Source organism: Ruminococcoides bili (assembly GCF_040093295.1).
Classification (GTDB): domain Bacteria; phylum Bacillota; class Clostridia; order Oscillospirales; family Acutalibacteraceae; genus Ruminococcoides; species Ruminococcoides intestinale_A.
This window is the reverse complement of sequence record NZ_JBBNJY010000001.1, coordinates 92,929-118,406: the sequence shown is the minus strand read 5'-3', so window position 1 is coordinate 118,406 and position 25,478 is coordinate 92,929. Positions and strand designations below refer to the sequence as shown.

The 25,478-nt window shown below is 39.0% G+C and carries 20 protein-coding genes; 15 read left to right on the top strand and 5 right to left on the bottom strand.

Going from position 1 to position 25,478, the window contains the following annotated elements; genetic code table 11:
- The first annotated feature begins 19 nt into the window (after positions 1-19).
- The 10 genes from glmM to AAAY30_RS00570 all read left to right on the top strand — a co-directional run bounded on the left by glmM (position 20) and on the right by AAAY30_RS00570 (position 10,688).
- Positions 20-1,369, top strand: coding sequence for a phosphoglucosamine mutase (gene glmM, locus AAAY30_RS00615; protein ID WP_337781695.1), 1,350 nt, complete (start codon positions 20-22; stop codon positions 1,367-1,369).
- Positions 1,369-2,232 carry a class I SAM-dependent rRNA methyltransferase gene (locus AAAY30_RS00610; protein ID WP_337781694.1) on the top strand — a complete coding sequence of 288 codons (864 nt, stop codon included), beginning with the start codon at positions 1,369-1,371 and terminating at the stop codon, positions 2,230-2,232. Before glmM ends, AAAY30_RS00610 begins: the two co-directional genes overlap by 1 nt.
- Before the next feature lie 3 nt (positions 2,233-2,235).
- Complete coding sequence (locus tag AAAY30_RS00605; RefSeq protein ID WP_302484610.1) at positions 2,236-3,081, top strand: energy-coupling factor transporter ATPase; 846 nt, start codon at positions 2,236-2,238, stop codon at positions 3,079-3,081.
- A complete protein-coding gene (locus AAAY30_RS00600; protein WP_295025984.1) occupies positions 3,078-3,938 on the top strand; it encodes an energy-coupling factor transporter ATPase in 861 nt (286 codons plus the stop codon). The genes AAAY30_RS00605 and AAAY30_RS00600 overlap by 4 nt, the downstream gene beginning before the upstream one ends.
- Positions 3,938-4,750, top strand: coding sequence for an energy-coupling factor transporter transmembrane component T family protein (locus AAAY30_RS00595; RefSeq protein ID WP_252559975.1), 813 nt, complete (start codon positions 3,938-3,940; stop codon positions 4,748-4,750). The genes AAAY30_RS00600 and AAAY30_RS00595 overlap by 1 nt, the downstream gene beginning before the upstream one ends.
- Positions 4,720-5,487, top strand: coding sequence for a tRNA pseudouridine(38-40) synthase TruA (truA, locus tag AAAY30_RS00590; protein ID WP_195410111.1), 768 nt, complete (start codon positions 4,720-4,722; stop codon positions 5,485-5,487). Before AAAY30_RS00595 ends, truA begins: the two co-directional genes overlap by 31 nt.
- A 30-nt stretch (positions 5,488-5,517) precedes the next feature.
- Entirely contained in the window at positions 5,518-6,867 is a 1,350-nt protein-coding gene (locus AAAY30_RS00585) for a DUF5711 family protein (protein WP_302191281.1), read from the top strand.
- A 12-nt stretch (positions 6,868-6,879) separates the two neighbouring features.
- Entirely contained in the window at positions 6,880-7,545 is a 666-nt protein-coding gene (locus AAAY30_RS00580) for a CvpA family protein (protein ID WP_295056463.1), read from the top strand.
- A 21-nt stretch (positions 7,546-7,566) separates the two neighbouring features.
- Positions 7,567-8,175: a CDP-alcohol phosphatidyltransferase family protein gene (locus AAAY30_RS00575; protein ID WP_295025986.1), complete on the top strand. Its 609-nt coding sequence runs from the start codon at positions 7,567-7,569 to the stop codon at positions 8,173-8,175.
- 167 nt (positions 8,176-8,342) lie between these two features.
- Complete coding sequence (locus AAAY30_RS00570) at positions 8,343-10,688, top strand: ATP-dependent Clp protease ATP-binding subunit (protein ID WP_295025987.1); 2,346 nt, start codon at positions 8,343-8,345, stop codon at positions 10,686-10,688.
- A gap of 123 nt (positions 10,689-10,811) precedes the next feature.
- On the opposite strand, the gene AAAY30_RS00565 is transcribed toward AAAY30_RS00570, so the two are convergent.
- Positions 10,812-12,188, bottom strand: a complete 1,377-nt coding sequence (locus AAAY30_RS00565; RefSeq protein ID WP_195410107.1) for a glycine--tRNA ligase — start codon at positions 12,186-12,188, stop codon at positions 10,812-10,814.
- 244 nt (positions 12,189-12,432) lie between these two features.
- On the opposite strand from AAAY30_RS00565, the gene AAAY30_RS00560 reads away from it, so the two are divergent.
- The 4 genes from AAAY30_RS00560 to AAAY30_RS00545 all read left to right on the top strand — a co-directional run bounded on the left by AAAY30_RS00560 (position 12,433) and on the right by AAAY30_RS00545 (position 18,739).
- Positions 12,433-14,190: a dockerin type I domain-containing protein gene (locus tag AAAY30_RS00560; protein ID WP_249376953.1), complete on the top strand. Its 1,758-nt coding sequence runs from the start codon at positions 12,433-12,435 to the stop codon at positions 14,188-14,190.
- A 660-nt stretch (positions 14,191-14,850) separates the two neighbouring features.
- On the top strand, positions 14,851-15,150 hold the full coding sequence (locus AAAY30_RS00555) for a DUF1292 domain-containing protein (RefSeq protein ID WP_302198869.1): 300 nt from the start codon (positions 14,851-14,853) through the stop codon (positions 15,148-15,150).
- A 105-nt stretch (positions 15,151-15,255) separates the two neighbouring features.
- The gene (locus AAAY30_RS00550; RefSeq protein WP_195410105.1) at positions 15,256-16,581 is read left to right on the top strand and encodes an MATE family efflux transporter; all 1,326 of its coding nucleotides are present in this window, start codon (positions 15,256-15,258) and stop codon (positions 16,579-16,581) included.
- Between the two features lie 10 nt (positions 16,582-16,591).
- Positions 16,592-18,739 (top strand): Tex family protein, encoded by a 2,148-nt coding sequence (locus AAAY30_RS00545; protein ID WP_499215645.1) that lies wholly within the window; start codon positions 16,592-16,594, stop codon positions 18,737-18,739.
- A 95-nt stretch (positions 18,740-18,834) separates the two neighbouring features.
- Here the strand turns inward: AAAY30_RS00545 and AAAY30_RS00540 are convergent, their stop codons facing one another.
- Positions 18,835-20,769: a leucine-rich repeat protein gene (locus tag AAAY30_RS00540; RefSeq protein WP_499215646.1), complete on the bottom strand. Its 1,935-nt coding sequence runs from the start codon at positions 20,767-20,769 to the stop codon at positions 18,835-18,837.
- A 129-nt stretch (positions 20,770-20,898) separates the two neighbouring features.
- On the opposite strand from AAAY30_RS00540, the gene AAAY30_RS00535 reads away from it, so the two are divergent.
- Entirely contained in the window at positions 20,899-21,111 is a 213-nt protein-coding gene (locus AAAY30_RS00535; protein ID WP_186934574.1) for a helix-turn-helix domain-containing protein, read from the top strand.
- Positions 21,112-21,163: 52 nt separating this feature from the next.
- Here the strand turns inward: AAAY30_RS00535 and AAAY30_RS00530 are convergent, their stop codons facing one another.
- From AAAY30_RS00530 to AAAY30_RS00520, 3 genes are all read right to left on the bottom strand, one after another.
- The gene (locus tag AAAY30_RS00530; protein ID WP_195410102.1) at positions 21,164-22,885 is read right to left on the bottom strand and encodes a phospho-sugar mutase; all 1,722 of its coding nucleotides are present in this window, start codon (positions 22,883-22,885) and stop codon (positions 21,164-21,166) included.
- Positions 22,886-23,105: 220 nt separating this feature from the next.
- Positions 23,106-24,263: an acyltransferase gene (locus AAAY30_RS00525; RefSeq protein ID WP_195410101.1), complete on the bottom strand. Its 1,158-nt coding sequence runs from the start codon at positions 24,261-24,263 to the stop codon at positions 23,106-23,108.
- 72 nt (positions 24,264-24,335) lie between these two features.
- Positions 24,336-25,280 carry a glycosyltransferase family 2 protein gene (locus AAAY30_RS00520; RefSeq protein WP_195410100.1) on the bottom strand — a complete coding sequence of 315 codons (945 nt, stop codon included), beginning with the start codon at positions 25,278-25,280 and terminating at the stop codon, positions 24,336-24,338.
- Positions 25,281-25,478 lie beyond the last annotated feature (198 nt).

Sequence of the window (25,478 nt, the reverse complement as noted above, 5' to 3'; positions counted from 1 at the left end):
ACTTGGAGGAAAAACAATTATGGGAAGACTTTTTGGTACAGACGGCGCAAGGGGCGTGGCTAATACAGAGCTTACAGCCGAGCTTGCAATGAATATAGGCAGAGCAGCCGCAATGGTGCTTGTAAACGATGAAGTTAAGCATCCGACGATTCTTATCGGTAAAGACACAAGACTTTCGGGCGATATGCTTGAGGGTGCGCTTATTGCAGGTCTTTGCTCGGTAGGTGCAAATGTTAAACTTTTAGGTGTAGTTCCTACTCCGGCAGTTGCTTATCTTGTAAAGAAATACAATGCAGATGCAGGTGTAATGATTTCTGCATCTCACAACCCGTTTGAATTTAACGGAATCAAAATTTTCAGTTCAGAGGGATACAAACTCCCGGATGACCTTGAAAACAGAATCGAAGAAATCGTACTTGACCACGCAGTTCCGTATGCGACAGCAAATGACAGCGAAATCGGCAGAGTAGATACTCTTGAGTCTGCAGTTGATGATTATATTAATCATGTTGCAGAGGCTGTCGGCGAAGATTTAAGCGGTATGGAAGTTGCTCTTGACTGCTCAAACGGTTCATCTTCAAGAACCGCCGAAAAGCTTTTTACAAAACTCGGCGTTAAGGTTCATATGCTTTTTGACGAGCCTGACGGTATTAATATCAACAAAGACTGCGGTTCAACCCATACAAAGAAATTACAGGAATATGTACGCAAAAATAAGCTTAGTGCAGGTCTTGCTTTTGACGGTGATGCAGACAGATGTCTTGCGGTTGACGAAAACGGTAATCTTGTTGACGGTGACTTTCTCATTGCCATTTGCGCAAACGATATGAAGAAGAACGGCAAGCTCAAGAAGAACACAGCAGTTGGCACTGTTATGACCAATATGGGCTTTTCAAAATTCTGCGAGGCTAACGGCATTGATTTTGTTTCCACAAAGGTCGGCGACCGTTATGTACTTGAGTCAATGCTCCAGAACGGCTATAATATCGGCGGCGAGCAGAGCGGACATATTATTTTCCTCGACCACTCAACAACAGGTGACGGTGAACTTTCGGGTGCTATGCTGCTTTCAATTATGAAACGCACAGGCGAAAAACTAAGCGATCTTGCAAAGATTATGGAGCGTTATCCGCAGGTACTTATCAATGTTAAGGTAAGCAACGAGGGCAAACTTTCTTTCTATACGGATAAGGAAGTTAAAGCGGAAATTAATCGTGTAACGGAAATTCTTGGCGATACAGGCAGAATTTTAGTTCGTGTATCAGGTACGGAACCACTCGTAAGAGTTATGCTTGAGGGCGAAAATCTTGAGCAGATTCAGACTCTTGCAGAAGAGGCAGCACAGGTAGTAAGGGAAAGATTGGCATAATGCGTTTATCTGAAAATTGGAAGGATTATGAGCTTATTGACGCTTCTGACGGAGAGCGACTTGAGCGTTGGGGCAATATTATTTTAATTCGTCCCGATCCGCAGATTATCTGGTCAACAGAAAAGAAAAATCCGCTTTGGTATTCGGCTCACGCACGCTATCACCGCAGCAACAAAGGCGGAGGCAGCTGGGAGCAATACAAAAAAATCCCCGCACAATGGAGTATAAATTACGGCAGCCTTACATTTAACATAAAGCCTATGGGATTTAAACACACGGGTGTTTTTCCCGAACAGGCTGTGAATTGGGACTTTGCCGCAGAAAAAATAAAAAAAGAGGGCAGACATCTTAAAATATTAAACCTTTTCGGCTACACCGGCTGTGCAACGCTTGCGTGTATGAAAGCAGGTGCAAGCGTGTGTCATGTAGACGCTTCAAAAGGTATGGTACAGTGGGCAAAAGAAAACGCTGTATCAAGTAATATTGCCGACAAACCCGTAAGATGGCTTGTTGACGATTGTGCAAAATTCGTTCAGCGTGAAATCAGAAGAGGCAACCGATATGACGGTATCATTATGGATCCGCCGTCATACGGAAGAGGCCCGGGCGGTGAAGTTTGGAAACTTGAGGAACAGCTCTATCCGTTGGTTGAACTTTGCAGACAGGTTATGTCAGATGACCCTGCTTTCTTTATTCTTAATTCCTACACAACAGGTCTTTCGTCTGCGGTTATGGAGTATTTGCTCGGCGTTTTGCTGAAAACAAAATTCGGCGGTAAGGTTTCAAGCAGTGAAATCGGATTGCCTGTAACTGACACAGGACTTGTTCTGCCGTGCGGCTCAACAGCTATCTGGGAGAAGTAATTAATGAAGTTTATCTCTATTCAAAATATATTTTTTTCTTATATGTCCGAAGACGAGGGTCAGCCTATAGTAAATGCAGTTGACGGTGTGTCTTTGGAAATAGAAAAGGGCGAGTTTGTAGCCTTGCTTGGTCATAACGGATGCGGAAAATCAACTGTCGCCAAACATCTGAATGCAATGCTTGTTCCCGACAAAGGAAAAGTATTTGTTGACGGCGACGATACGGCAGATGAAGAAAAAACTCTTGATATTCGTAAAAAGGTAGGTCTTGTACTGCAAAATCCCGACAATCAGCTTGTAGCAAGCGTTGTTGAAGAAGATGTTGCGTTTGGTCCGGAAAACCTCGGAGTTGAACCGTCTGAAATAAGGCGTAGGGTTGATGAAGCACTGAAAGCCGTTGATATGTACGATTTCAGAAAAGACGCACCTTACAAACTTTCGGGCGGTCAGAAACAAAGAGTTGCTATTGCGGGCATACTTGCAATGCAGCCTGACTGCATCGTACTTGACGAACCTACCGCAATGCTTGACCCGAACGGCAGAGAAGAGGTTATGTCAACCCTTTTAAAATTGAATAAAGAAAAAGGTATTACCGTTGTGCTTATTACACATTATATGGATGAGGCGGTACTTGCCGACAGAGTAATTGTAATGGACAGCGGTAAGGTGCTCACAGAGGGAACACCCGACAATGTTTTTTCACAGGTTGAACTTTTGAAAAAGCACAGACTTGATGTTCCGCAGGCAACAGAGCTTGTCTACCGACTTATCGGCTGCGGTGCGAAAATTGACAAAATGCCGCTTGACAGTGACGAATGCGTCGATTTGCTTATGGAGGTGTTGAAATGAGTATCCTTGAACTAAAGAATATTTGCTACACCTACGGAGTAGGAACACCTTTTGAAAAAAAGGCGGTTAATGATGTCAGTTTTTCCGTAAATAAGGGAGAACTTATCGGAATTATCGGTCATACCGGTTCGGGTAAGTCAACGCTTGTGCAAATGCTTAACGGACTTATGAAACCGACAAGCGGTCAGGTTTTGCTTGACGGAGTTGATATATGGGACAAGCCAAAGGAAATTCGTAAAATACGCTTTAAAGTGGGTATGGTTTTTCAGTATCCCGAATATCAGCTCTTTGAAGAAACCGTATACAAAGATATTTCTTTCGGCCCTTTCAACAAAGGACTTTCACAAGAAGAAATTGATAAAGAGGTTCGCAGAGCCGCAAAATTTACGGGCATAAAGGACGAACTTTTGTATAAATCACCTTTTGACTTGTCGGGCGGAGAAAAGCGCAGAGCGGCTATTGCCGGTGTAATAGCAATGGACCCTGATGTACTCGTGCTTGACGAACCGACGGCAGGGCTTGACCCGATGGGCAGAGATGTACTTTTAAGTCAGATAGTACGCTATCACAAAGAAAGACAGAACACGGTTCTGCTTGTTTCTCACAGTATGGAGGACATTGCCCGTGTGGCAGACAGAATTGTGGTTATGAATAAATCAAAGCTCGTTATGTTTGACGAAACTCAAAAGGTTTTTGCGAGAGGTGACGAGCTTGAAAAAATAGGTCTGCGTATTCCGCAGATAACAAAAATAATGTCACAGCTCAGAAAAAGGGGAGTAGATGTGCCTGAGGGCATACTGACTGTTGATTCAGCGGTTGATTACCTTCTTCCTTATATAAAAAAGGAGGCAAGGTAATGGTAAGAGATGTAGCTTTCGGTCAGTATTTCCCCGCAAAGAGCCTTATACACAAACTTGACCCACGAGCAAAAATTATTATGCTTATTGCTTTTCTGGTGCTTGTGTTCTGCACATTTAACTATGCCGCTCTTGCCGTTGTGGCAGTATGCACAGCCGCTATAGTTCTTATGAGCGGAGTGCCTGTAAAGTTTTATTTTAAAAGTTTAAAAATTATTATTTTCATAGTAATAGTAACTTCAATATTAAATCTGTTTTACGGTACGGGAGATCCGATATGGCAGTGGGGAATAATTAAAATTACGGTAAACGGAATTAACCGTTCCGTGTTTGTAACGGTTAGAATTATTTGTCTTATTCTTGCAAGCTCTGCTCTTACTTTTACAACATCTCCGACAGAGCTTACGGACGCAATCGAAAGATTGATGAAGCCTTTAAATAAAGTACATTTTCCTGTACACGAAATTGCTATGATGATGTCGCTTGCACTGCGATTTGTGCCTACTTTGCTTGAAGAAACCGATAAAATTATGCAGGCGCAGAAAGCAAGAGGAGCAGACCTTGAGGGCGGTAATGTCATTGCACGAATAAAAGCATTGATTCCTATTCTTGTTCCGTTGTTTGTTTCATCGTTCAGAAGAGCGTATGACCTTGCAACAGCTATGGAATGTCGTTGCTATCACGGCGGCGAGGGCAGAACAAGAATGAAGAGTATTCATATGGCAAAAAGAGATGTTATCGGTTTGATAACAGTTGGACTTGTAATTTGCGGAGTGGTTTTATGCAACATATTGATTCCGGCAGCACTTTAAGGAATTTTAAACTTACAATTTCATATGACGGCAGGCAGTTCCACGGTTGGCAGATTCAGAACAACGCAATGACTGTGCAGGAGGCTTTTCAGACTGCATTGTCTAAAATTATCGGTGATGATTTTGATTTAAAAGGGTGCAGCCGTACGGACAGCGGAGTTCACGCAAATATGTACTGTATAAGCCTTAAAACTTCACATCCGATTGCCGATGTAAGGTTAAAAGCGGCATTAAACCGATGGTTGCCGCTTAGTATTGCGGTGCTTGACTGTGAAGAGGCAGACATTGATTTTCACGCAAGATACAGTTGCACAAGCAAGGAATATATTTATAAAATATGGAACACCGAAGTGCGAAATCCGTTTCTTGACGGTTATGCTCTTCATTACAGATATAAGCTTGACGAAGATATGCTTAACAGTGCGGCGCAGGCTTATGTGGGTACTCATGATTTTACTTCTTTTTGCACTCTCGACAGCAGAGAAAAAGGAGATATGACACGAACAGTAAAAGCTTTTTCGGTTACAAGAGAGGGCAATCTTGTAACTATGAAAGTAGAGGCTGACGGATTCCTTTATAATATGGTAAGAATTATGGTCGGTACTCTTTTAAGGATTCAGCAGGGAAAGATACCTGTTGACGGAATTGCGGGTATAATCGAAAAAAAAGACAGAAAATTTGCAGGCCCTACAGCACAGCCCTGTGGTCTGTATCTTAACAGGGTTAATTACGATTAAGGGGTTATTTACCTGAAGGAGTGAACAGAAATGTTTTCCGGTAAATTTGAGAAATCTAAAGATAATTCAAAAACAAAATCAAAACCAAAGTCAAAAGGTCATCGCTTTGCCGAAACAAAAGCAAAAAAGACTGACCGTGATGTTATAAGTTACGAAGATGTACCGCTTGAGGACTATGAACTTGAAAAAACAGAAATGTCGCCTGCGGCAGTCAAGAAAATAATTATTTCCGTATGTGTGGTACTTGCGGCAGGACTTGTAGTATTTGCTTTTGCCAACAGAGACAGACTTTCGCCCGAAAGTATTGCAAACTGGTGGACATACGATGTACTCGGCAATGCGGGTAACGGATATCCCGTATCTATTACGGGAACAGAGGTTAATACAAATAACTTTGTGCTTTCTGACGGACACATAGCTTATGCATCTGATACTTCCTTTGTCACTTTAAATTCATCGGGAAGTGATATATTCAGTACACAGCTTAAGTATTCAAAGCCGATTCTCGTAAGCAACAAAAATATGTTCCTTACATATGACCTCGGCGGCAAAGGATACGAAGTAAACTCGCTTGATAAGCAGCTTTTTGCATCAAATACGGATGATGATATTTACACTGCCGATATTGCATCTAACGGTGTATATGCAATTGTTACCGAGGGCAACGGTTATCTTTCTACACTTTTGGCTTTTAATAAAGATAATAACAGAATTTTTAAATATTCTTTTTCGGAATATTATATTACTTCGGTTACATTAAACAGTAACGGTACAGGCTGTGCCGCAACGGGTATAACTACTGAAAACGGTAAAGTTATTTCCGCAGTATATATGCTCGATTTTTCAAAGCAAGAGCCTGAACAGGTTATAAAAATTGACGGTGATGTAATTATCGCATCAAAATATTTGACCGACAACAGAGTTACACTTGTGGGCAATACAGCGTCTTATGTTGTAAAAAAAGGCGATGAGAATTTTGTAACAAATTCTTATGAGTCAATGACACTTTCAAATTATTATTTTAATATGGATACATTGACATATGCGGTTGCACTCTCAAGAAGCGGCGACGGCAGAAGTTGCTCGGTTTATACATATGATTCAAACGGCTCTCAAAAATCTAAAATCGATACAGACAGCAAAGCTGACGCCATTTCGGTTTACAAGGACAAAATCGCTTTGCTTGACGGAAATACCGCAAATGTTTACAATACAAAGGGCGATAAAGTATTCGCAACCGAAACGGGCGCAGGTTCTAAAAATATAATTCTTTCTTCCGATACTACAGCTTATGTGCTGAGTGTAAATCAGATAAGATTTATTGAACTTAATAATAATCAGAAAGCAACCGAGAAAGTTGCGACTGATGATAATGCCTAAAGAGGGGAATTTATGATACTTGACATAATTTTTCTTGCTGTTATAATTATCTTTATTATCAGCGGAGCAATCAGAGGTTTTGCAAGAGCAATTATGAATATAGCTGCGGTTGTAGCATCGGCTATACTCTCAAATTTGCTTTCGGGTGTAATATCGGACTGGATTTTTAATTCTTTCGTCAGAAATGATTTAATAGCAAACCTCAACAATGCGGTAACAAATACAGAAATTTCCGTAAACAGTGCACTCGGCGATTTGCCGGGATGGGTGTCTTCTGTAGTTTCTTTTTTCTGCAACTTGTTTAATTTTGATGAAAAAAGACTTGTAGATTGCTTTGTGGGAACGGCATCAACAGCTAAACTTACAGCCGTTCAGGTTACCGATAATTTTGTAAAACCGATTGTAACGGGTATATTCTCATTTTTTATTGCAATAATATTATTTATACTTTTGATAATTATTTTTAAATTGATTATTAAACTTGTAAATAAATTATTTGAATTACCTGTAATAAGTCCGATTAACAGAGTGCTCGGCGGTGTTTTCGGTGCTGCCGAGGGTATAGTTGTTGCTTTAATATGCCTTGCAGTGCTTGCGGTAATAATGGACTTTACAAATTCAACCGCTGTGCTCAATGAGGGAATAAGCGGAGTTGCTTTTTCAATTTTCAAACGCTGAATATAATAAAGGGGAATGAAAATGGACAACGAAAATAAAAAGATAATTAAGCAAAAATCAGATTTATGGACAGTACCGAACATACTTACATATTTGAGATTTGCACTTGTCGTACCGTTTGTTATTTTGTTTTTAAATGAAAAATATTTGGAGTCAGCAATATGTATTGGTTTGTCGGGTATTTCGGATTGTCTTGACGGATTTTTTGCAAGAAAATTAAATCAGGTAACTCAACTCGGAAAGTTGCTTGATCCTATTGCGGATAAAATTACTTTAATTTCGGTTATGTTTTGTATGGCTTTTTATGCGCCTAATGTAATACCGATTCTTGTAGTCTTAATAGCAAAAGATGTGGCAATGCTGATTGGCGGTGTTTCTCTTTTAAAAAGGAAAATAACTCCTCCAGCCGCCGAATGGTTTGGTAAACTTGCAACAATAGTTTTTTATTTTGCTGTATGTATAATAGTCTTTTTAAAGGCGGTTATAAATTACGAAAATTTGTTAATAGACGATATTTTACTTTCGATTACAGCTGTTGTTATGCTTTACGCACTTTACAGATATGCTAAAATTTTTATGGCACTTATAAAAGAGGACAAGGCAAAAAAGAAAGAAAAAAGCAAACAATAATCTCATTTTACTAAAAAATTTAGAAAAAACGACAAAAAAGAATTGCAAAATTTTCTGTTATGATATATTATATATGGTAACAGATTTAAATAGTGTTTAATTTTAACGATGTTTAAACTTGCGGTATTGTTTATCGCTTAAATAATTTATGTATAAAGGAGCAGACTATGCTTTGTAGCAGATGCGGAAAACGACCTGCTGTCGTTTTTGTTTCAACAAACAATCCACAGGATGAAGCCACAAAGGGTTATTGCCTTACTTGCGCAAAAGAGCTTGGCATAAAGCCTGTTGAGGACTTAATAAATAAGATGGGAATTTCAGATGATGATCTTGAAAATGTGCAGGATCAGATGGATTCCCTTATGGAGAATATGGGTGAAAACGGCGACCTTTCTCAACTTATGCAGCAGCTTGGTGCAGACAACCTTGCTGAAAGTATGGGCGAGTTAGGCGAAGACGGAGGCAGTGAGGACGATGATTTCTCACACGGCGCACCGACATTCCCGGCTTTCTTCAATAATATTTTCGGTGCTAAAAACGGTGAAAACAATACCGACGGTTCCGCTAAGAGCGGCGGCAAAAAGAAAGAGAAAAAAGATAAAAACAGAAAACACCTTAACCTTTATTGTGAGGATCTTACCAGAAAGGCAAGAGAGGGCAAAATTGACAATATTGTCGGCAGAGATAAAGAAATTGAGCGTGTTATTCAGATTCTTTCACGCCGTACAAAGAATAACCCTTGCCTTATCGGTGAGCCGGGTGTAGGTAAAACAGCGATTGCAGAGGGGCTTGCTTTAAGAATTGCAGACGGCAATGTTCCGCAGCGCCTTAAGAATAAAGAAATTCATCTTCTTGACCTTGCTTCACTCGTTGCGGGAACACAGTTCAGAGGACAGTTTGAAAGCCGTATTAAAGGACTTGTTGCCGAGGTTAAGGAAAACGGAAATATTATTCTTTTCATTGATGAAGTACATACACTTGTCGGTACAGGTGATAATGAGGGAACAATGAATGCTGCCAATATTCTTAAACCCGCACTTTCAAGAGGCGAGGTTCAGGTTATCGGCGCAACCACATTTAACGAATACAGAAAATATATTGAAAAAGACTCTGCGCTTGAGAGGCGTTTCCAGCCTGTAAAGGTAGGCGAGCCTACTATTGCACAGACTGTTGACATTATTGCAGGCGTAAAAGGATATTATGAACAGCATCACCATGTTACTGTTGATAATGAAATTGTACGCAAGATTGTTGTGCTTTCAGAGAGATACATTACAGACAGATTCTTACCTGATAAAGCAATCGACCTTCTTGACGAAAGTTGTGCGTGTGCCGCTCTCCGTAATAAAAATATGGAAAAACACGACAAACTTATTGACGAACAGCAAAAACTTAATTTGCAGAAAGAGGCAATCTCCACTGCTGATGAAATCGACTACGAAAAACTTGCAAATGTAAATACCGCTCTTGCAAGAGTTGATTCTGAACTTTCAAAAATTGATCCTGAAACCCTTGTTTCTAAGGTTACAGAAGAAGATATTGCTACAGTAATCGAATTGTGGACAGGTATCCCTGCATCAAGAATCAGAGAAAACGAACTTGCTAAACTTGCAGGTATTGAAGATGCTCTTAAAAAGAAAATTATCGGTCAGGACGAGGCGGTGGAAGTTCTCGCATCTGCAATTAAACGCAGCAGAGTGCAGATTTCTCCAAGACGCAGACCTGCATCGTTTATTTTCGTAGGTCCTACAGGCGTCGGCAAAACCGAACTTGTAAAGGTACTCAGTCAGGAACTTTTCGATACTCCTGAAACTCTCATACGACTTGATATGTCGGAATTTATGGAGAAACACTCCGTGTCTAAGATTATCGGTTCACCTCCGGGATATGTAGGTTATGACGAGGCAGGACAGGTTACGGAAAAAGTAAGACGCAGACCGTACTCTGTACTTCTTTTCGATGAAATCGAAAAAGCACATCCTGATGTACTCAACATTCTTCTTCAGATTCTCGATGAAGGTAAAGTTACAGACGCGCACGGCAGAGCAGTAAACTTTGAGAATACTGTAATTGTAATGACTTCTAATGCAGGTTCGGCAAATAAAGAGAATGCTCTCGGCTTCGGTAAGTCATCGGAAGAGGCGTCTAAAGAAAAGGTAATGAAGGCTCTTTCGGAGTTTCTTCGCCCAGAGTTTATTGCCCGTGTTGATGAAATCATTGTATTTAACAGCCTTAAGGAAGATGATTTTGTAAAGATAGCCAACCTTATGCTTTCAGAGTATGTTCCTACAATGGAAGAAAAGCACATCAAGTTTAGCTTTGATGAAAAGGCTTGCGAGTACCTTGCAAAAAAATCTTGCAACGGCAGCAGTGGTGCAAGAGATCTTAGAAATACTATCAGAAGAGAAGTAGAAGAAAAGATTGCCAACGCAATGATAGAGGCAGGCTCGGCATCGCTTTCAGCAATTAATATTACATCTGACGGCGAAAGCATTAAACTTGAGTCGGTTTAATAAATTTATTTATAGTTAATAATTAAAGGAGCTGTAAAAAACAGCCTAAATAAAAAACGACTGCATTATAACCGAAAGGTAGAAATGCAGTCGTTTTTTATTTGATCTTATTTGCTAAGAAAATCAGAATTTAATTTTTTCTGCAATGTACTCGTTAAGTTTGTCGATAGCAACTCTTTCTTGAGCCATTGTGTCACGATCACGGACTGTTACGCAGCCGTCATCAACTGATTCAAAGTCATATGTGATGCAGAACGGTGTACCGATTTCGTCCTGTCTTCTGTAACGCTTACCGATTGAACCTGCATCATCGTAATCAACCATAAAGTCTTTGGCAAGCATATCATAAACTTCCTGTGCTTTATCGTTGAGCTTTTTAGAAAGAGGAAGAACAGTTGCCTTGAACGGTGCAAGTGCAGGGTGGAGGTGGAGAACAACTCTTGTGTCTTTCTCGTCGATAACTTCTTCGTCGTAAGCCTCAACCACAATTGCAAGGAACAGACGCTCAACACCGAGTGACGGTTCAATTACATATGGAATGTACTTTTCATTTGTCTGTGGGTCAAAGTATTCAAGTGACTTGCCGCTTGTGTTCATATGCTGTGTAAGGTCATAGTCGGTTCTGTCAGCAACGCCCCAAAGTTCGCCCCAACCGAATGGGAAGAGGTATTCAAAGTCTGTAGTAGCTTTTGAATAGAAGCAAAGCTCTTCTTTTGCATGGTCACGAAGTCTTAAGTTTTCGGCTTTCATACCAAGTGAGTAGAGCCAGTCACGGCAGAAACCTCTCCAGTATTCAAACCACTCAAGGTCTGTACCTGGCTTGCAGAAGAACTCAAGTTCCATCTGCTCAAATTCACGAACACGGAAAATAAAGTTGCCCGGTGTAATCTCGTTTCTGAAAGACTTACCGATCTGCGCAACGCCGAAAGGTACTTTCTTACGGCTTGTTCTCTGAATGTTTGCAAAGTTTACGAAAATACCCTGTGCAGTTTCCGGACGAAGATAAATTTCGTTTTTGCTGTCCTCTGTAACACCCTGGAATGTTTTAAACATAAGGTTGAACTGACGAATATCTGTAAAGTTGTGCTTACCGCACTGTGGGCAAGGAATTTGCTTTTCTTTAATATATTCAGTCATTTTCTCGTTTGACCAGCCGCTTACATTTGTACCGTCAAAATCTTCGATAAGGTTGTCTGCACGGTGACGGGTTTTACATTCCTTACAATCCATAAGCGGGTCAGAGAAACCGCCGAGGTGACCCGAAGCTACCCATGTCTGCGGATTCATAAGAATTGCAGAGTCAAGCCCTACATTATACTTGTTTTCCTGAACAAACTTTTTAAGCCAAGCCTGCTTGATATTATTCTTGAGAGCCATACCGAGTGGGCCGTAGTCCCATGTGTTTGCAAGTCCGCCGTATATTTCCGAACCCGGATATACAAAGCCTCTGCCTTTACAAAGAGCAACAATTTTGTCCATAGTCTTTTTTGAATTGTCCATATCTGTAACCTCATTTCAAATATTTACAAAATCATATATATAAAATTATACTATTAAATAATACTACAAACTGCCGCTTATGTCAATTAAAATGTGGTAATATACTTTTATTTAGTTGTTAAAATAGTTGTTAAAATTTTGATAAAAAATTTATTAATTTATATAAAATGCCTTGCATTTCTTTAAAAAATAGTGTATAATAATTATACTCACAAATTTGAGTAAATAAAAGGAGGATTTTCCAATGAGAAAAACAAATAAGGTTCTCAGTCTTACAGTTGCAGGACTTATGGCATTTTCTACATCTGCCGTAACCGCTTTTTCAGTATCAGCAGCTGAAGATGTAACCGAAACAAAAATTTATTTTGAAGTTCCAACCGAGATTTGGGCAGACGCTTTAGTAAAAACAGATGTAAGTGCACTTAAGGTTTACGCTCATACATATGCAGTTGCCGGAGACCCTGATTATAAGGAAACGTCATGGCAGACAAAGGGTGAGGTTTGTAAATATGTCAGTGGCAACATCTATTCGTACGATATTGATGCAAAATATAAAAGAACGCTTAAAGATGGTGCGGATTATGTAGCTATTTTCTCAATTGTAGGCGACAAGAGCTATCAGACATGTAATGTAACCATGGGCAAGTCATGCTACGGCGATACAATCGTTGTTACAGGCGAAACATACGAAAACTCTCAAGACTCACAGAAAAAGGACTATAGATCAGTTTGGAAGAGCGAAGCTAATGCCGCTGTTTACGGTCCTAAGCTCGAAATCACATCAACAGGTCGTGTAGTAGGCGAGAGCATTCCTACAAGTATCACAGCTGAAGAAATGGTAGCTCAGTTCCTCCATGAATATGGTGTAAAGAATGCTTCTATCCTTACTCCTGAAAAGGTACAGGAAACTTGTGCAAACAAGTTCATCAATGCAGCTCCTAAGGATGTTTACGATTTATATGTATCTAAGTATGCCGATGAGCTTGCTGCTCCTGAAACATATCCTAACACAGCATCTGCTGAAAAAATTGCTGAATACCTCGGCGTTACACCTGAAGCTGAATCTACATATGTAGTAGCAGGTTCAGAAGAGATTTGCGGTGTTTTATGGAAGGGTAGCCCGGAAGAAGCTCCTGAAAATGTAATGACAAAGAATGCTGACGGTACATATACAAAGGTATTTAGCGGAGTTGCTCCTGCTGAAAAGCTCCAGGTTAAAGTTGCTGAGAATACAGCTAACGGCGAGCAGAACTGGATTGGCGATGCTACAGGCAATAATATAACATTTGATGTAACAGATACATGTGATGTTACTGTTACATACAACCCATCAACAAGCGAAATTACAGTAACAGGTGATGCAGTAAAGCTTGTTACAGATATTGAAATCACAAGCATGCATGCTGTTGGTAACGGTGATCCTGATGATGAATCATGGTTAAACGGCATAGCTTGGGATCCAACAGCTAATGAGATGGAGCAGGTTGCAGACAAGGTTTATGAGATTACATATCATAATGTACCTGAGTTTGACAACTACCAGGTTAAGTTCGCAGCTAACGGCACATGGGCTGACAGCTGGGGCGGTGCAGAAGAGAACTTCACACCTGAATCCGGCGTTGCATTTGACGCTGTATACAACGGTCAGAACCTCACTGTAAATGTACCATATGCGCTTGCTGATGTAACACTCAGAATTGACCTTTCAAACTTCAACTATGCTACAAAGACAGGTGCAGTTGCAACTGTTACTGTTACAGATGCTGTACCTAAGACATATATTGGCGATGTAAACGGCGACGGCAAGATTGATGCTAACGACGTCACAACTCTCCAGATGTTTATTGCTAAATATGCTGATGTAACTGTTAATGAGGCAGTTGCTGATGTTGACGGCAATGGCAAAATCAATGTTCTTGATGTAACTGCTATCCAGAAGTATGTTGCAGGCGGTTTTGACGGAACAGGCAATGCAGGCAAGGTTCTTGAGAATATTGCTTAATCTGCTGATTAAATAAAATAATTTATTAAATTTCAGGCGATGGCTCATGCTGTCGCCTGTTTTTTATAAAAAAATAATACATTTAAAATAATCTCTTGATTTAAAGTTGACTTTAAGTTGTAATATAATATTGTAAAAATAAAGTATATTATATCTATCATATTGGTGGTACTTATGTCAAAGCTTTTAACTGTATATTATTCGCAAATTGTAAAATGAAGATGAAAGAATATCCATAGAAACGATTTCGTTGTAGAATTAAGTTACCACACAAAAATCCGAAAGGAATCGTCACTATGGATACACTTAATTTTACACCAACACAAGAAAGGTCACCATTTAATAAGAGAAGAACGATACTATATATCAATCAGGCTTAATATAGACCACCGGTCGGTTTACAAAATAGCAAAAGAACTTCATAGTCCATACAATACAATCAAACAAGAGGTACAGTGCAGAACGGAGTATTTGTATGCAGGAACGGATTTTATGTGTGACGGCGGAGCAACCGCAAGTTATTACTACGGCCCTTTAAAACCGAATAATTGATAAAAACATAACTGTTAAAAACATAGCTGCGATTTTTATATTTTACTTGATTTTATCGGCGTTTTAGGCTATACTTTTATTAAATGAAAAAAAGACAGGGTGATATTTTTGGCTGATAAGAATAAATCTGCTCAGAACGAATTTAACGAAGACGGCGCTTTGATTGCTTTGACAGACGAAAACGGCAAAGAAGTTGTTTTTGAAATTCTCGGCGTTGTTGATTATGACAATGATGAATTTGCTGTTTTGATTGAGAACAGCGCAAATGCTGATGAGGTTGTTATTTTCAAGATTCAATCTCTTGATGATGAAAACGAAGAATTTATCAGCATTGAGGACGAAGAGCTTTTGAATAAGGTTTTTGAGCTTTTTAAAGCTCAGTATGACGGCTATATGAAATTTGAATAATGCCAATTATTAAACAGATTTTAATAATTGAAAATGTATTGATTCTGACTTGCCAAAAGCCGATTTTTATCTGACTGTTGGCAAGTTTTTTGTATGGAGGTCATTGTGGATTTATTAAAGGACAGTGTAAAAAATTTATATTTCAGGTATCTTTTTCCGTCAATGGGCAGTGCTGTAGTAGCGTCTGTATATTTGATGACTGACGCTGTTGTAATAGGCAAAGGAATTGGCGATAACGCACTTGCGGCGCTCAATATGACAACCCCGATAATCAGCTTTATGCTGTCAATCGGTATATTGTTTGGTATTGGCGGCTCGGTGTTATTCAGTGTACATAAGGGTACGGGTGATGACGAAAAAGCAAATAAATGCTTTACCACAGCGTTGCTCGGTGTTTTGACGGCTGCGATAATTATTTGCGTGTTATTTAATATTTTTGACAAGCAAATACTTTCGCTTATGGGTGCAAAAGACGAACTTTTTGATTTGGCTTTTGATTATGTACGGTTTTATTACTATTTTGCAATTCCGAGTGTGTTGGTCAATTTTTGTTCTGCTTTTGTACGAAGTGATAAAGACCCTAACCGTGCCATGATTGCTGTTACAGCCGGCGGAATTGTCAATGTAGTGTTCGACATTGTTCTTGTTTATCCTGCGCAGATGGGAATGGCAGGTGCGGCTATTGCGTCGGTATCGGGTATTACGGTGCAGTTGTTGGTTTGTCTTACTCATTTTCTTTCAAAGAAAAATACAATCAGAATATCTAAACCGATTAAGGTATTAAAAAATACTTTTCAAATTCTAAAAGGCGGTTTGTCAGGATTTATTACCGAACTTTCAAATGCGATTATTATATTTGTATTTAATTTACAATTGTTAAATTATTGCTCAAATGCGGAGCTTGCCGTGTATGGTGTTCTTGCAAACTGTGCAATACTTTTCAATGCTTTGTTTGTGGGTGTAGGTCAGGCTGTACAGCCTGTTTCGGCATTCAACTTTGGTGCAGGGCAGAACGGCAGAATAGCAAAATTGCGTAAATATGCCTACTCAACAGTGCTTATAATGGGCGTTGTTTTTGCATTATCGGGAATACTTTTCCCTGAATTTGTTGCATCGTGCTTTATCGACCTTACAGATGCAACACGAGAGGTAACTAAAACCGCAATGCCGATTTACTTTATTGCGTTCCTTGCAATGGGTGTAAATGTGCTTTCAACCTACTATTTCCAGTCATTGATGAAAGGCGGTTATTCGCTTGCGGTGTCAATGCTTAGAAATATTATTATAAGTTCGGTTTTGCTTATTACATTGCCTATGCTTTTCGGTGGTTTTGCAATATGGTTTGCAATTCCGATTACCGAGGCAGTTGTTGCGGTTATAAGTTTTATATTGCTAATTAAGAATAATAAAGAAATGAAATCAAAAGTATAATGGAGAAAATATGGACTATTCAAAAGTATTATCACAACAGTTTCAAATTAAAGAAGAGTATGCAAATAACATAATTTCTTTGCTTGATGACGGCAATACAATTCCGTTTATTGCCCGCTATCGTAAAGAAATGCACGGCTCAATGGACGACCAGCTTATTCGTGAATTCAGCGAAAAACTTGAGTATCTGCGTTCTCTTGATAAAAGGAGAGAGGAAATTCGCACCCTTATTGACGGTCAGGAAAAACTTACCGACGAAATAAGTCTTGCGCTTGACAAGGCTGAAACTCTAAGCGAGCTTGAAGATATTTACAGACCTTATCGACCAAAGAGAAAGACAAGAGCCTCTGTGGCTAAGGAAAAAGGACTTGAGCCGCTTGCCGAAATTATCCTTAAGCAGGAGAGCAAATGTGACCCTGTTGCTGTGGCAGAGGAGTATGTTGATGAGGAAAAAGGCGTTGCAAATGTTGAAGACGCATTGCAAGGCGCAATGGATATTATTGCGGAAACGGTTTCGGATAATGCGGAAATCAGAAAGCGCATAAGAAACCTTGCGAATGTGAACGGTGTAATTTCTTCCGTTGCCGTAGATGCAGAAAAGGACAGCGTTTACAGACAGTATTACGACTACAAAGAGCCTGTTAAAAAGATTGCCGACCACCGTTTGCTTGCTGTAAACAGGGGCGAGAAAGAGGGCTTTTTAAAAGTCAGCGTTGAAATGGATACCGAAAGACCGCTTAATTCCATTGCAAAGGTTATGATTACCAATCCTGCCTGTGCGTGTGCAGACATTGTAAAAACCGCTTGCGAGGATGCATACACAAGACTTATTTTCCCGTCTATTGAGCGAGAAATCAGAAATGATTTAACGGAAAATGCCTGCGAAAATTCAATGAAAGTTTTTGGTGTAAATCTTCGTCAGCTGCTTATGCAGCCGCCTGTTAAGGGCAAAACTGTACTCGGACTTGACCCGGGCTACCGTACAGGCTGTAAAGTAGCGGTTGTTGACGGCACGGGAAAGGTACTCGACACAGCGGTAATTTATCCTACACATTCAGAGGCAAAGGTCAGAGAATCAAAGCAAAAACTTTTGCAGCTTATTAAAAAGCACAATGTAGATATTATTTCAATCGGCAACGGCACAGCCAGTAAGGAAACCGAAATGTTTGCGGCAGATGCAATCAAAGAGGCTGACCACCCCGTTTATTATATGGTAGTCAGCGAGGCAGGCGCTTCGGTTTATTCGGCATCAAAACTTGCGGCAAAGGAATTACCGCAGCTTGACCTTACACTCAGAAGTGCGGTTTCCATTGCAAGAAGATTACAAGACCCGCTCGCAGAGCTTGTAAAAATTGAACCAAAGGCAATCGGAGTCGGACAGTATCAGCACGATATGCCGCAGAAAAGACTTGGCGAAACACTTGACGGTGTGGTTGAGGGTTGCGTAAACTATGTAGGCGCCGACCTTAACACAGCATCTCCTGCATTGCTTTCAAGAATTTCAGGTCTTAACAGTACGGTTTGCAATAATATTGTTGCTTATCGTGAGGAAAACGGTGCATTTACTTCTCGTGCCGAATTAAAGAAAGTTCCAAAGCTCGGACCAAAGGCTTTTGAGCAGTGCGCAGGATTTTTAAGAGTGCCTGAAAGCAAAAATCCACTCGACAACACAGGTGTTCACCCTGAAAGTTATAAGAGTGCGAAAGAGTTGCTTGCACTTCTTGATTATTCGGATAATGAAATTAAAGAGGGTAAATTTACCGATTTGGCAAACAGTGTTGCGGCAAAGGGAACAAAAAGCCTTGCCGATACACTTAAAATCGGTTTGCCTACTCTTGACGATATTGTAAAGGAACTTTCAAAGCCAGGCAGAGATCCCCGTGACGAACTGCCTGCACCAATGCTCCGTTCTGACATTCTCGACATCAAAGACTTAAAGCCTGATATGGTGCTCAAAGGAACTGTCAGAAATGTAATTGACTTCGGTGCATTTATCGACATCGGTGTTCATCAGGACGGACTTGTTCATATCTCGCAGATTTGCGATAAGTACATTAAGCACCCGTCGGAGGTTCTCAAGGTTGGCGATGTGGTAGATGTAAAAATCATAAGCGTTGACCCCGAAAAGAACAGAATCAGCCTTACAATGCGCTTCTAAGCATAACAAATAAGCCACTTTATCGTATGATAAGGTGGCTTTAATAATTTGCAAACGGCTGTCAAAATAAGTGACAGCCGTTAAAGTTTGGTTATTTAGTTGTTTTGTGCAAGGTAGGTTTGTAGCGCTGTAACATCATTAACAGTCAGCTTACTGTCATTGTTCATATCAATACTGTCAAACAATTGCTTGTTTGTTTCGTCAATAAGCGGTGAACCGTCAGTATTCTTGTTGCCGGCAATATGCATTTGCAGATATGTAACATCTTTAATATTTACGGTACCGTCTTGGTTAGCGTCACCTGTGAGAATTTGCTCGCCCAACGAAATAAATTCAAAACCGTTTTCTTTTGCATATGTTTCGGCGGCAGTGTTTGAATATCCTGTTATTTTAAAATCTTGTATTGAATTCTCTTCGCCGTATTCATAATCTTCTTCATCAAAAATGTTTCCTTGGTAGCCGAATGCATTTTTACCAATTTCTTTAACTTTTGCAGGTATAGTAACCGTATTTAATTTAGGGCAATTATAAAAAGCTCTGTTTTCAATTTTAATTTCTTTGTTAGGGATAGTTACTTCCTGCAAATTTTGACAGTTGTTGAAAGCGTATTCTCCTATACTTTCAAGACTTGCAGGCAATTCGATTTTCTGAATTATTGTTGATTGAAAAGCGCCTTTACCTATTGATGTAACATTATTTGAAATGTTAATGTCTGAAAGATTATAACACGCAGAAAAAGCGTAATCTCCGATATGTTTTATATGATTGTCTATGGATACACTTTTTAGTTGCATACAACGGTAAAAAGTACCTTCTTCAATAGTTGTTATTCCTTTTGGAATATTTATTGTTTCGATACCAGATAAATCAAATGCATATCTACCAATATATTCAACACTTTCAGGAATTGATAAGGTTTTTAATGAAGTTTCTGTAAATGCGCTTTCATCTATATATTTTAAATTGTTAGGAAGATTTAGTTTATTTAATTTACAACCGCTGAATGATACTGTTGCTAATTTTGTTACAGTATTTGGAACCGTATATGTAGTTTCTTTTTTGCCACAAGGATAGCACAGCAACTCTGTTTTGTTTTTATTAAATAATACTCCGTTCTCTGAACTAAAATATTTATTTTCATTAGCGACAGTTATGTTTTTTAAGCTTTCTGAAGAAAAGTTTAAAAATGCGCAGTCGCCTATTATCTCTACACTTGCAGGAATTGATATATTTCCCAAATTATCAATTCCACGAAGAGCACTGTCGGCTACAAGTCTTGTACCATCTTTTATAGTAAAATTACCATTTATTTCATTATCGGCGCCAATTAAGCAATTACTGATATAGTATCCGTTATTTACCTTTGAACAAACAGAGAAATCAAAAGCATCTCTGCCAATACTTTTTACACTTGTTGGTATTGAAACATTTTTTAAGTTACTCCATAAATAGAAAGCATTTTCTTTTATGGTCGTTACACCGTCAGGTATAACAATGTTGTTTAAATTACTTGCTCCCATAAAAGCAGTAGATTCAATAATTTTAACACCGTCAGGTATTATATAAGATGTAGCGGAGTTTTCTTTTGGATAAGCAAAAAGTACAGTTTTATCTTTACTGAATAAAACTCCGTTTATAGAGGTATAATTTGAATTGTTTTTGTCAACCTCTATTTTATTAAAGCCACTAAGTTTAAATGCGTTGGGTTTTATATCTGTTATGCTTGCAGGAATATTTAAACTTCCCATACCTGTTTGAACAAACGCACCTTTACCAATAGTTGTAACAGTCAGACCGTTAATTTTTGCCGGAATTGTAATATTTTCTTCTTCACCGATATATCTTGAAATGCAGATTGTATTATCATCAAGCACCTTATATTGATAATTGCCACTTGTTAAAGTTGAATTTACCGACACAACAGCCGTATCATTTCCGACTGTAGCCGCACTTACAGGCAAAATTGAAAATGAACTTGACAATATAAGTGCCGACAGCAGAATTGCTGCAAATTTCTTTGTTTTTCTCATTAATTATACCACTCCTTATGGAAAAAATAATTGTAACAACTGTCAATTGTTTATTTATATTTTAAGACTATTTGTCCTAAATGTCAATAGGTTATAATGTCCTATTTTATAATTGAATCGGTGATAAAAGTGAAACTAAGAATTAAGGACTTGCGTGAAGATCATGACCTAACGCAAAAGCAGATTGCAAATGTACTTATGTGCGACCAATCGTTATATTCAAAATACGAAAGGGGAGAGCGTGAAATTCCGTTGTCCCTGCTTATTGTGCTTGCCGATTTCTATAAAACAAGTCTTGATTATCTTACCTGTCGCACCAATAATCCCAAAATCTTAAAATGAACAGCAAAAGCGGTATCGAAAAATGATACCGCTGAATTTTTATGCTATATTATTACTCAATACCGAGGAGCTTTTTAGATGCGTCTACAAGACTGTCTTTAATGCTTTCTGCATCGTTGAAGTCTTTTCCGACTGCTGTGATATAAGCCTTAATCTTTGGCTCTGTACCGCTCGGACGGATAATAACGCCGTTGTCGCCCTCAAGACTAAATGAAATTACATTTGAAGTCGGGAGGTCAATAGCAGTCTTTTCACCTGTTACTGTGTCAAGCTCATACTTAAGGAGATAGTCGGAAACCTTAACAACCTTTTTGCCGTCAATTTCAGTAGGAATATTCTCTCTGATTTCAGCCATAATGTTGTTCATTTTTTCCATACCTGCCGCACCGTCAAATTCAAATGCAGATGTATGGTTGAGGTAGTAGCCGTACTCCTCATAAAGTGAGTCAATAACCTGTGCAAGTGACTTGCCATGTTTCTTATAGAAAGCAGCCATTTCACAAACAAGCATTGATGCAACTACTGCGTCCTTATCACGAACATAAGTACCTGCAAGGTAGCCGTAGCTCTCTTCAAAGCCGAACACATATCTGTCCTCTTCGCCTTTCTTTTCAAGGTTGAGGATAACTTCACCGATGTACTTAAAACCTGTAAGAACATTTTTAAGTTCACAGCCGTACTTTTCACAAAGCTTGTTGATAAGTTTTGTTGTAACGATTGTCTTAACCAAAACAGGTTTTTCGGGAAGTGTGCCGTTTGCCTTGCGTGAAGAAAGAATATAGTCTGTAAGCATAATGCCGTCTTCATTACCTGAAATAAGGCGGTAGCTGCCGTCGTAATCTTTAACCGCAATACCTACACGGTCTGCGTCAGGGTCTGTTGCAAGAAGAAGGTCAGGCTGTACTTTTTCGCAAAGTTCAATACCTTTTTGGAGAGCCTCTTTGATTTCAGGGTTCGGGTATGGGCAAGTTGTAAAGTTACCGTCCGGGAGCTCCTGCTCTGGGACTACTGTAATTTCCTCAACGCCGATTTCCTTAAGAACTTTTCTTACAAGCTTGTTGCCTGTGCCGTTGAGTGGGGTATAAACTACCTTTAAGCCTGCACCCTCGCAAACGCCCGGGTTTATCTGCTGTTCCATAACTTTTTCAAGGTAGCTGTCATAAACATCATCGGAAACATATTCAATAAGACCGCTCTTAACAGCCTCGTCAAGGTCAGCAATCTTTACATCTTTAAACATATCAAGTTTGCAGATTTCGTCATATACAATACCTGCGGCAACATCTGTCATCTGACAACCGTCTTCGCCGTATGCCTTGTAACCGTTGTACTTAGCAGGGTTGTGGCTTGCTGTAACCATAATACCTGCCTGACACTTGAAGTAACGAACAAGGTATGAAAGTACAGGTGTAGGCTGTAATTCAGATGTGATGTAAACCTTAATGCCGTTGCCTGCAAGAACTCTTGCAGCCTCAAGCATAAAGAGGTCGGCCTTGATTCTGCTGTCATGAGAAATTGCAACAGAACCCTTACCGTACTTCTGGATAATGTAGTTTGCAAGTCCCTGTGTAGCCTGACGAACAACATAGATGTTCATTCTGTTAGTACCTGCACCGATTACACCTCTAAGACCTGCTGTACCAAAGGTGAGAGCCTTGTAAAAGCGATCATAGATCTCGTCCTCGTTGCCCTTTATGCTCTCAAGCTCAGCAATAAGGTCAGCGTCTTCGGTAGCGCTTTCTAACCATTCGTTGTAAAGTTTCATAAAATCCATAAATAACCCCCGAGATATACTTTCACAGCACAAATATTGTGTGTAAAAATGGTATAAATTTATTTATTTTAAAAATTTTCACTATTTAGTATAGCATAATTGCAATGGAAATTCAAGTATATTATTAATGCCCGACTATTTTTTGAAAAGTCGGGCATTAATTGTTAAAAATTTATTTGCTGATAAAAATTAATTGAGAAAATCTGCAAAAATTTGTCGATTAATGTTTAAACTGCTTTGGCTCGTCAATATGCTTTTTGCTAAATTTTTCCTTGCATAAATTGCATATTTTTTTGTAACAGAATTCTATGCCTGCGGCTATCAGATTTATTATGCCTGAGCTTATCAAAGCGCTGACAAACACGCATAAAATCATAAGCGGCATAAACGGAAATCTCGCATAAAAATCGGTTGTGTTTTTATTTAAAAATTCATAGTAGTAAATTGCATCGAAAATAAACGACAGCAGGTAAGTGCCGAGCACCAAATCCGAAATTTTCCAAAGTACAAATTTTGTTTTTACATTAATATTTTCGAGTTTGAGCTTGCTTATTATCAAGAAAATCAGAACAGACATTACATACGGTTCAATACCGTACCAATACACATAGTTTGAAGTTGAAAACGGCATGCCGTAGCATCTGTAAAAATTGAAAGTGCCAAATCCGAAAACGGCAACCACAAGAGCAATTATAAGGTAAATGTTTTTAATTTTTGTGCCGTACTCACGAATGTAGCATCCTGTAAAATAGTAGGTGATAGGATAAATGCCAACCCACCAGCTCGGTATCAGCTTTTGTGTTTCTGTATTTGATGCAGGATTTGCCCACCACTCCAAGGAGTCAAATCTAAACTCATTGAAAAGTGACGGCAAAATGGTAATAGCAATTAATGTGATAAGCAAAATATTCTTTTGCTTGCGGCTGTCAAGATTTTTGTAAATAATATTAAGAAACGGAACAAGCAAAAACAAGCCTATATACATTTCTATGTACCACGAGTAGTTAGCGCCTGTAAAATCTAAAATACCTGTAAAAAAGGTAAGCGGAGTAAGTGTGTAACTTCCGACAATGGATTTATAAATCATACAGGCAATCGCCACAAGAATGTAGACTATTATGGTTTTTCTTATGCCCGAATAGTAACCCTTTTTCAGCGTTTTGTTGCACAAAAGGAAACCCGACAAAATCATAAACAGCGGTACGCAAACAGAACACAATGTGCGCAGAACAGTTGCAAAATACATTACCGCATTATCGTTTGTTGTGTAATAGTAGCCCGAATGGTAAAAGAAATGAATACCGATTACACAAAGCACTGCTATAATTCTAAGAATATCCATATTAGGATTTCTTACTTTTAATTTTTCAAGATTCATTGCTACCCTCTCATTAAATGCCTTTCGCAAATTACGAAAGACATTGACTGTAAATTTAATATAAGTTTTAGTTTAGTCCTCAAGAAATTCCTCAACGATAAATCTCGGACGCCTTTTGACTTCTAAATAAATTTTTCCGATATACTCGCCGATAATACCGATTGCAAGAATTTGAAGTCCGCCGATAGCCCAGATAGAACACAAAATACTTGCCCAGCCGCTAACCGCAAAGCCCATAAAGTAGCTTACAAGGCTGTAAATAATCATAATAATGCTTATGGCAAATACAATTGTGCCAAGACCCGTTATCATTCTTATTGGCTGAATACTTAGAGAAGTAATGCCCTCCCAAGCAAGAGCAAGCATTTTTTTAAGTGGATATTTGCTTTCACCCGCAAGTCTTTCAAAACGCTCGTATGTAACTATATCCGACTTATAGCCGATAAGCGGTACCATACCTCTTAAAAAGATGTTTGTTTCTTTATATTCTGCAAAAGCGTTCAGAGCTCTTTTGCTCATAAGTCTGAAATCGGCATGGTTAAAAATAACTTTTGCACCCATTTTATTAAGGATTTTGTAAAACGCCTCGGCTGTAAATCTCTTGAAAAATGTGTCGGTTTCACGCTTTGAACGCACACCGTAAACAACATCGCAGCCGTTTTCGTATTTTTCAACCATTTCGTCAAATGTGTTGATGTCATCCTGTAAGTCTGCGTCAATTGAAATAACAGCGTCTGCCTTGTCTTTTAATGTAATAAGACCGCAGAGCAGAGCATTTTGATGTCCTCTGTTGCGTGTGAGTTTGATTCCCTGAAATACAGGATTTTCTTTGTGAAGGTCGCTGATAATACTCCAGGTTTTGTCTTTTGAGCCGTCATCTATAAATACAATTTTACTGTCATCGGTAATTTTGCCTTCAAGCATCATTTTACTGAACTTGTCAGAGAGCTTTTGCGCCGAATCTCTTAGTACTTCTTCTTCGTTGTAGCAGGGAATGGCAAGATATAATTTTGTCATATATGATATGCCTCCAAAAATAAATAATATGAAGAATTATCCATCAAATTAATAATACTATTATATAACTTATATAATTTAAAGTCAATAACGCACAAAACCAAGAAAATGTATCTTTACTGATGTAAAAATGCCGCAAAAAAGAAAATTTTAATAAAATAGTAAATTTAGTCTTGTAAAGGGTGAAATATTGTATTA

Bases quoted from the DNA above. Each gene is read 5' to 3' on its own strand.
- AAAY30_RS00600 (WP_295025984.1), top strand. From the start codon at position 3,078: ATGAGTATCCTTGAACTAAAGAATATTTGCTACACCTACGGAGTAGGA.
- AAAY30_RS00545 (WP_499215645.1), top strand. From the start codon at position 16,592: ATGGACTATTCAAAAGTATTATCACAACAGTTTCAAATTAAAGAAGAG.
- AAAY30_RS00520 (WP_195410100.1), bottom strand. From the start codon at position 25,280: ATGACAAAATTATATCTTGCCATTCCCTGCTACAACGAAGAAGAAGTA.
- AAAY30_RS00530 (WP_195410102.1), bottom strand. From the start codon at position 22,885: ATGGATTTTATGAAACTTTACAACGAATGGTTAGAAAGCGCTACCGAA.
- glmM (WP_337781695.1), top strand. From the start codon at position 20: ATGGGAAGACTTTTTGGTACAGACGGCGCAAGGGGCGTGGCTAATACA.
- AAAY30_RS00605 (WP_302484610.1), top strand. From the start codon at position 2,236: ATGAAGTTTATCTCTATTCAAAATATATTTTTTTCTTATATGTCCGAA.
- AAAY30_RS00540 (WP_499215646.1), bottom strand. From the start codon at position 20,769: ATGAGAAAAACAAAGAAATTTGCAGCAATTCTGCTGTCGGCACTTATA.
- AAAY30_RS00570 (WP_295025987.1), top strand. From the start codon at position 8,343: ATGCTTTGTAGCAGATGCGGAAAACGACCTGCTGTCGTTTTTGTTTCA.
- AAAY30_RS00595 (WP_252559975.1), top strand. From the start codon at position 3,938: ATGGTAAGAGATGTAGCTTTCGGTCAGTATTTCCCCGCAAAGAGCCTT.
- AAAY30_RS00525 (WP_195410101.1), bottom strand. From the start codon at position 24,263: ATGAATCTTGAAAAATTAAAAGTAAGAAATCCTAATATGGATATTCTT.
- AAAY30_RS00565 (WP_195410107.1), bottom strand. From the start codon at position 12,188: ATGGACAATTCAAAAAAGACTATGGACAAAATTGTTGCTCTTTGTAAA.
- AAAY30_RS00610 (WP_337781694.1), top strand. From the start codon at position 1,369: ATGCGTTTATCTGAAAATTGGAAGGATTATGAGCTTATTGACGCTTCT.
- AAAY30_RS00575 (WP_295025986.1), top strand. From the start codon at position 7,567: ATGGACAACGAAAATAAAAAGATAATTAAGCAAAAATCAGATTTATGG.
- AAAY30_RS00560 (WP_249376953.1), top strand. From the start codon at position 12,433: ATGAGAAAAACAAATAAGGTTCTCAGTCTTACAGTTGCAGGACTTATG.
- AAAY30_RS00580 (WP_295056463.1), top strand. From the start codon at position 6,880: ATGATACTTGACATAATTTTTCTTGCTGTTATAATTATCTTTATTATC.
- AAAY30_RS00585 (WP_302191281.1), top strand. From the start codon at position 5,518: ATGTTTTCCGGTAAATTTGAGAAATCTAAAGATAATTCAAAAACAAAA.
- truA (WP_195410111.1), top strand. From the start codon at position 4,720: ATGCAACATATTGATTCCGGCAGCACTTTAAGGAATTTTAAACTTACA.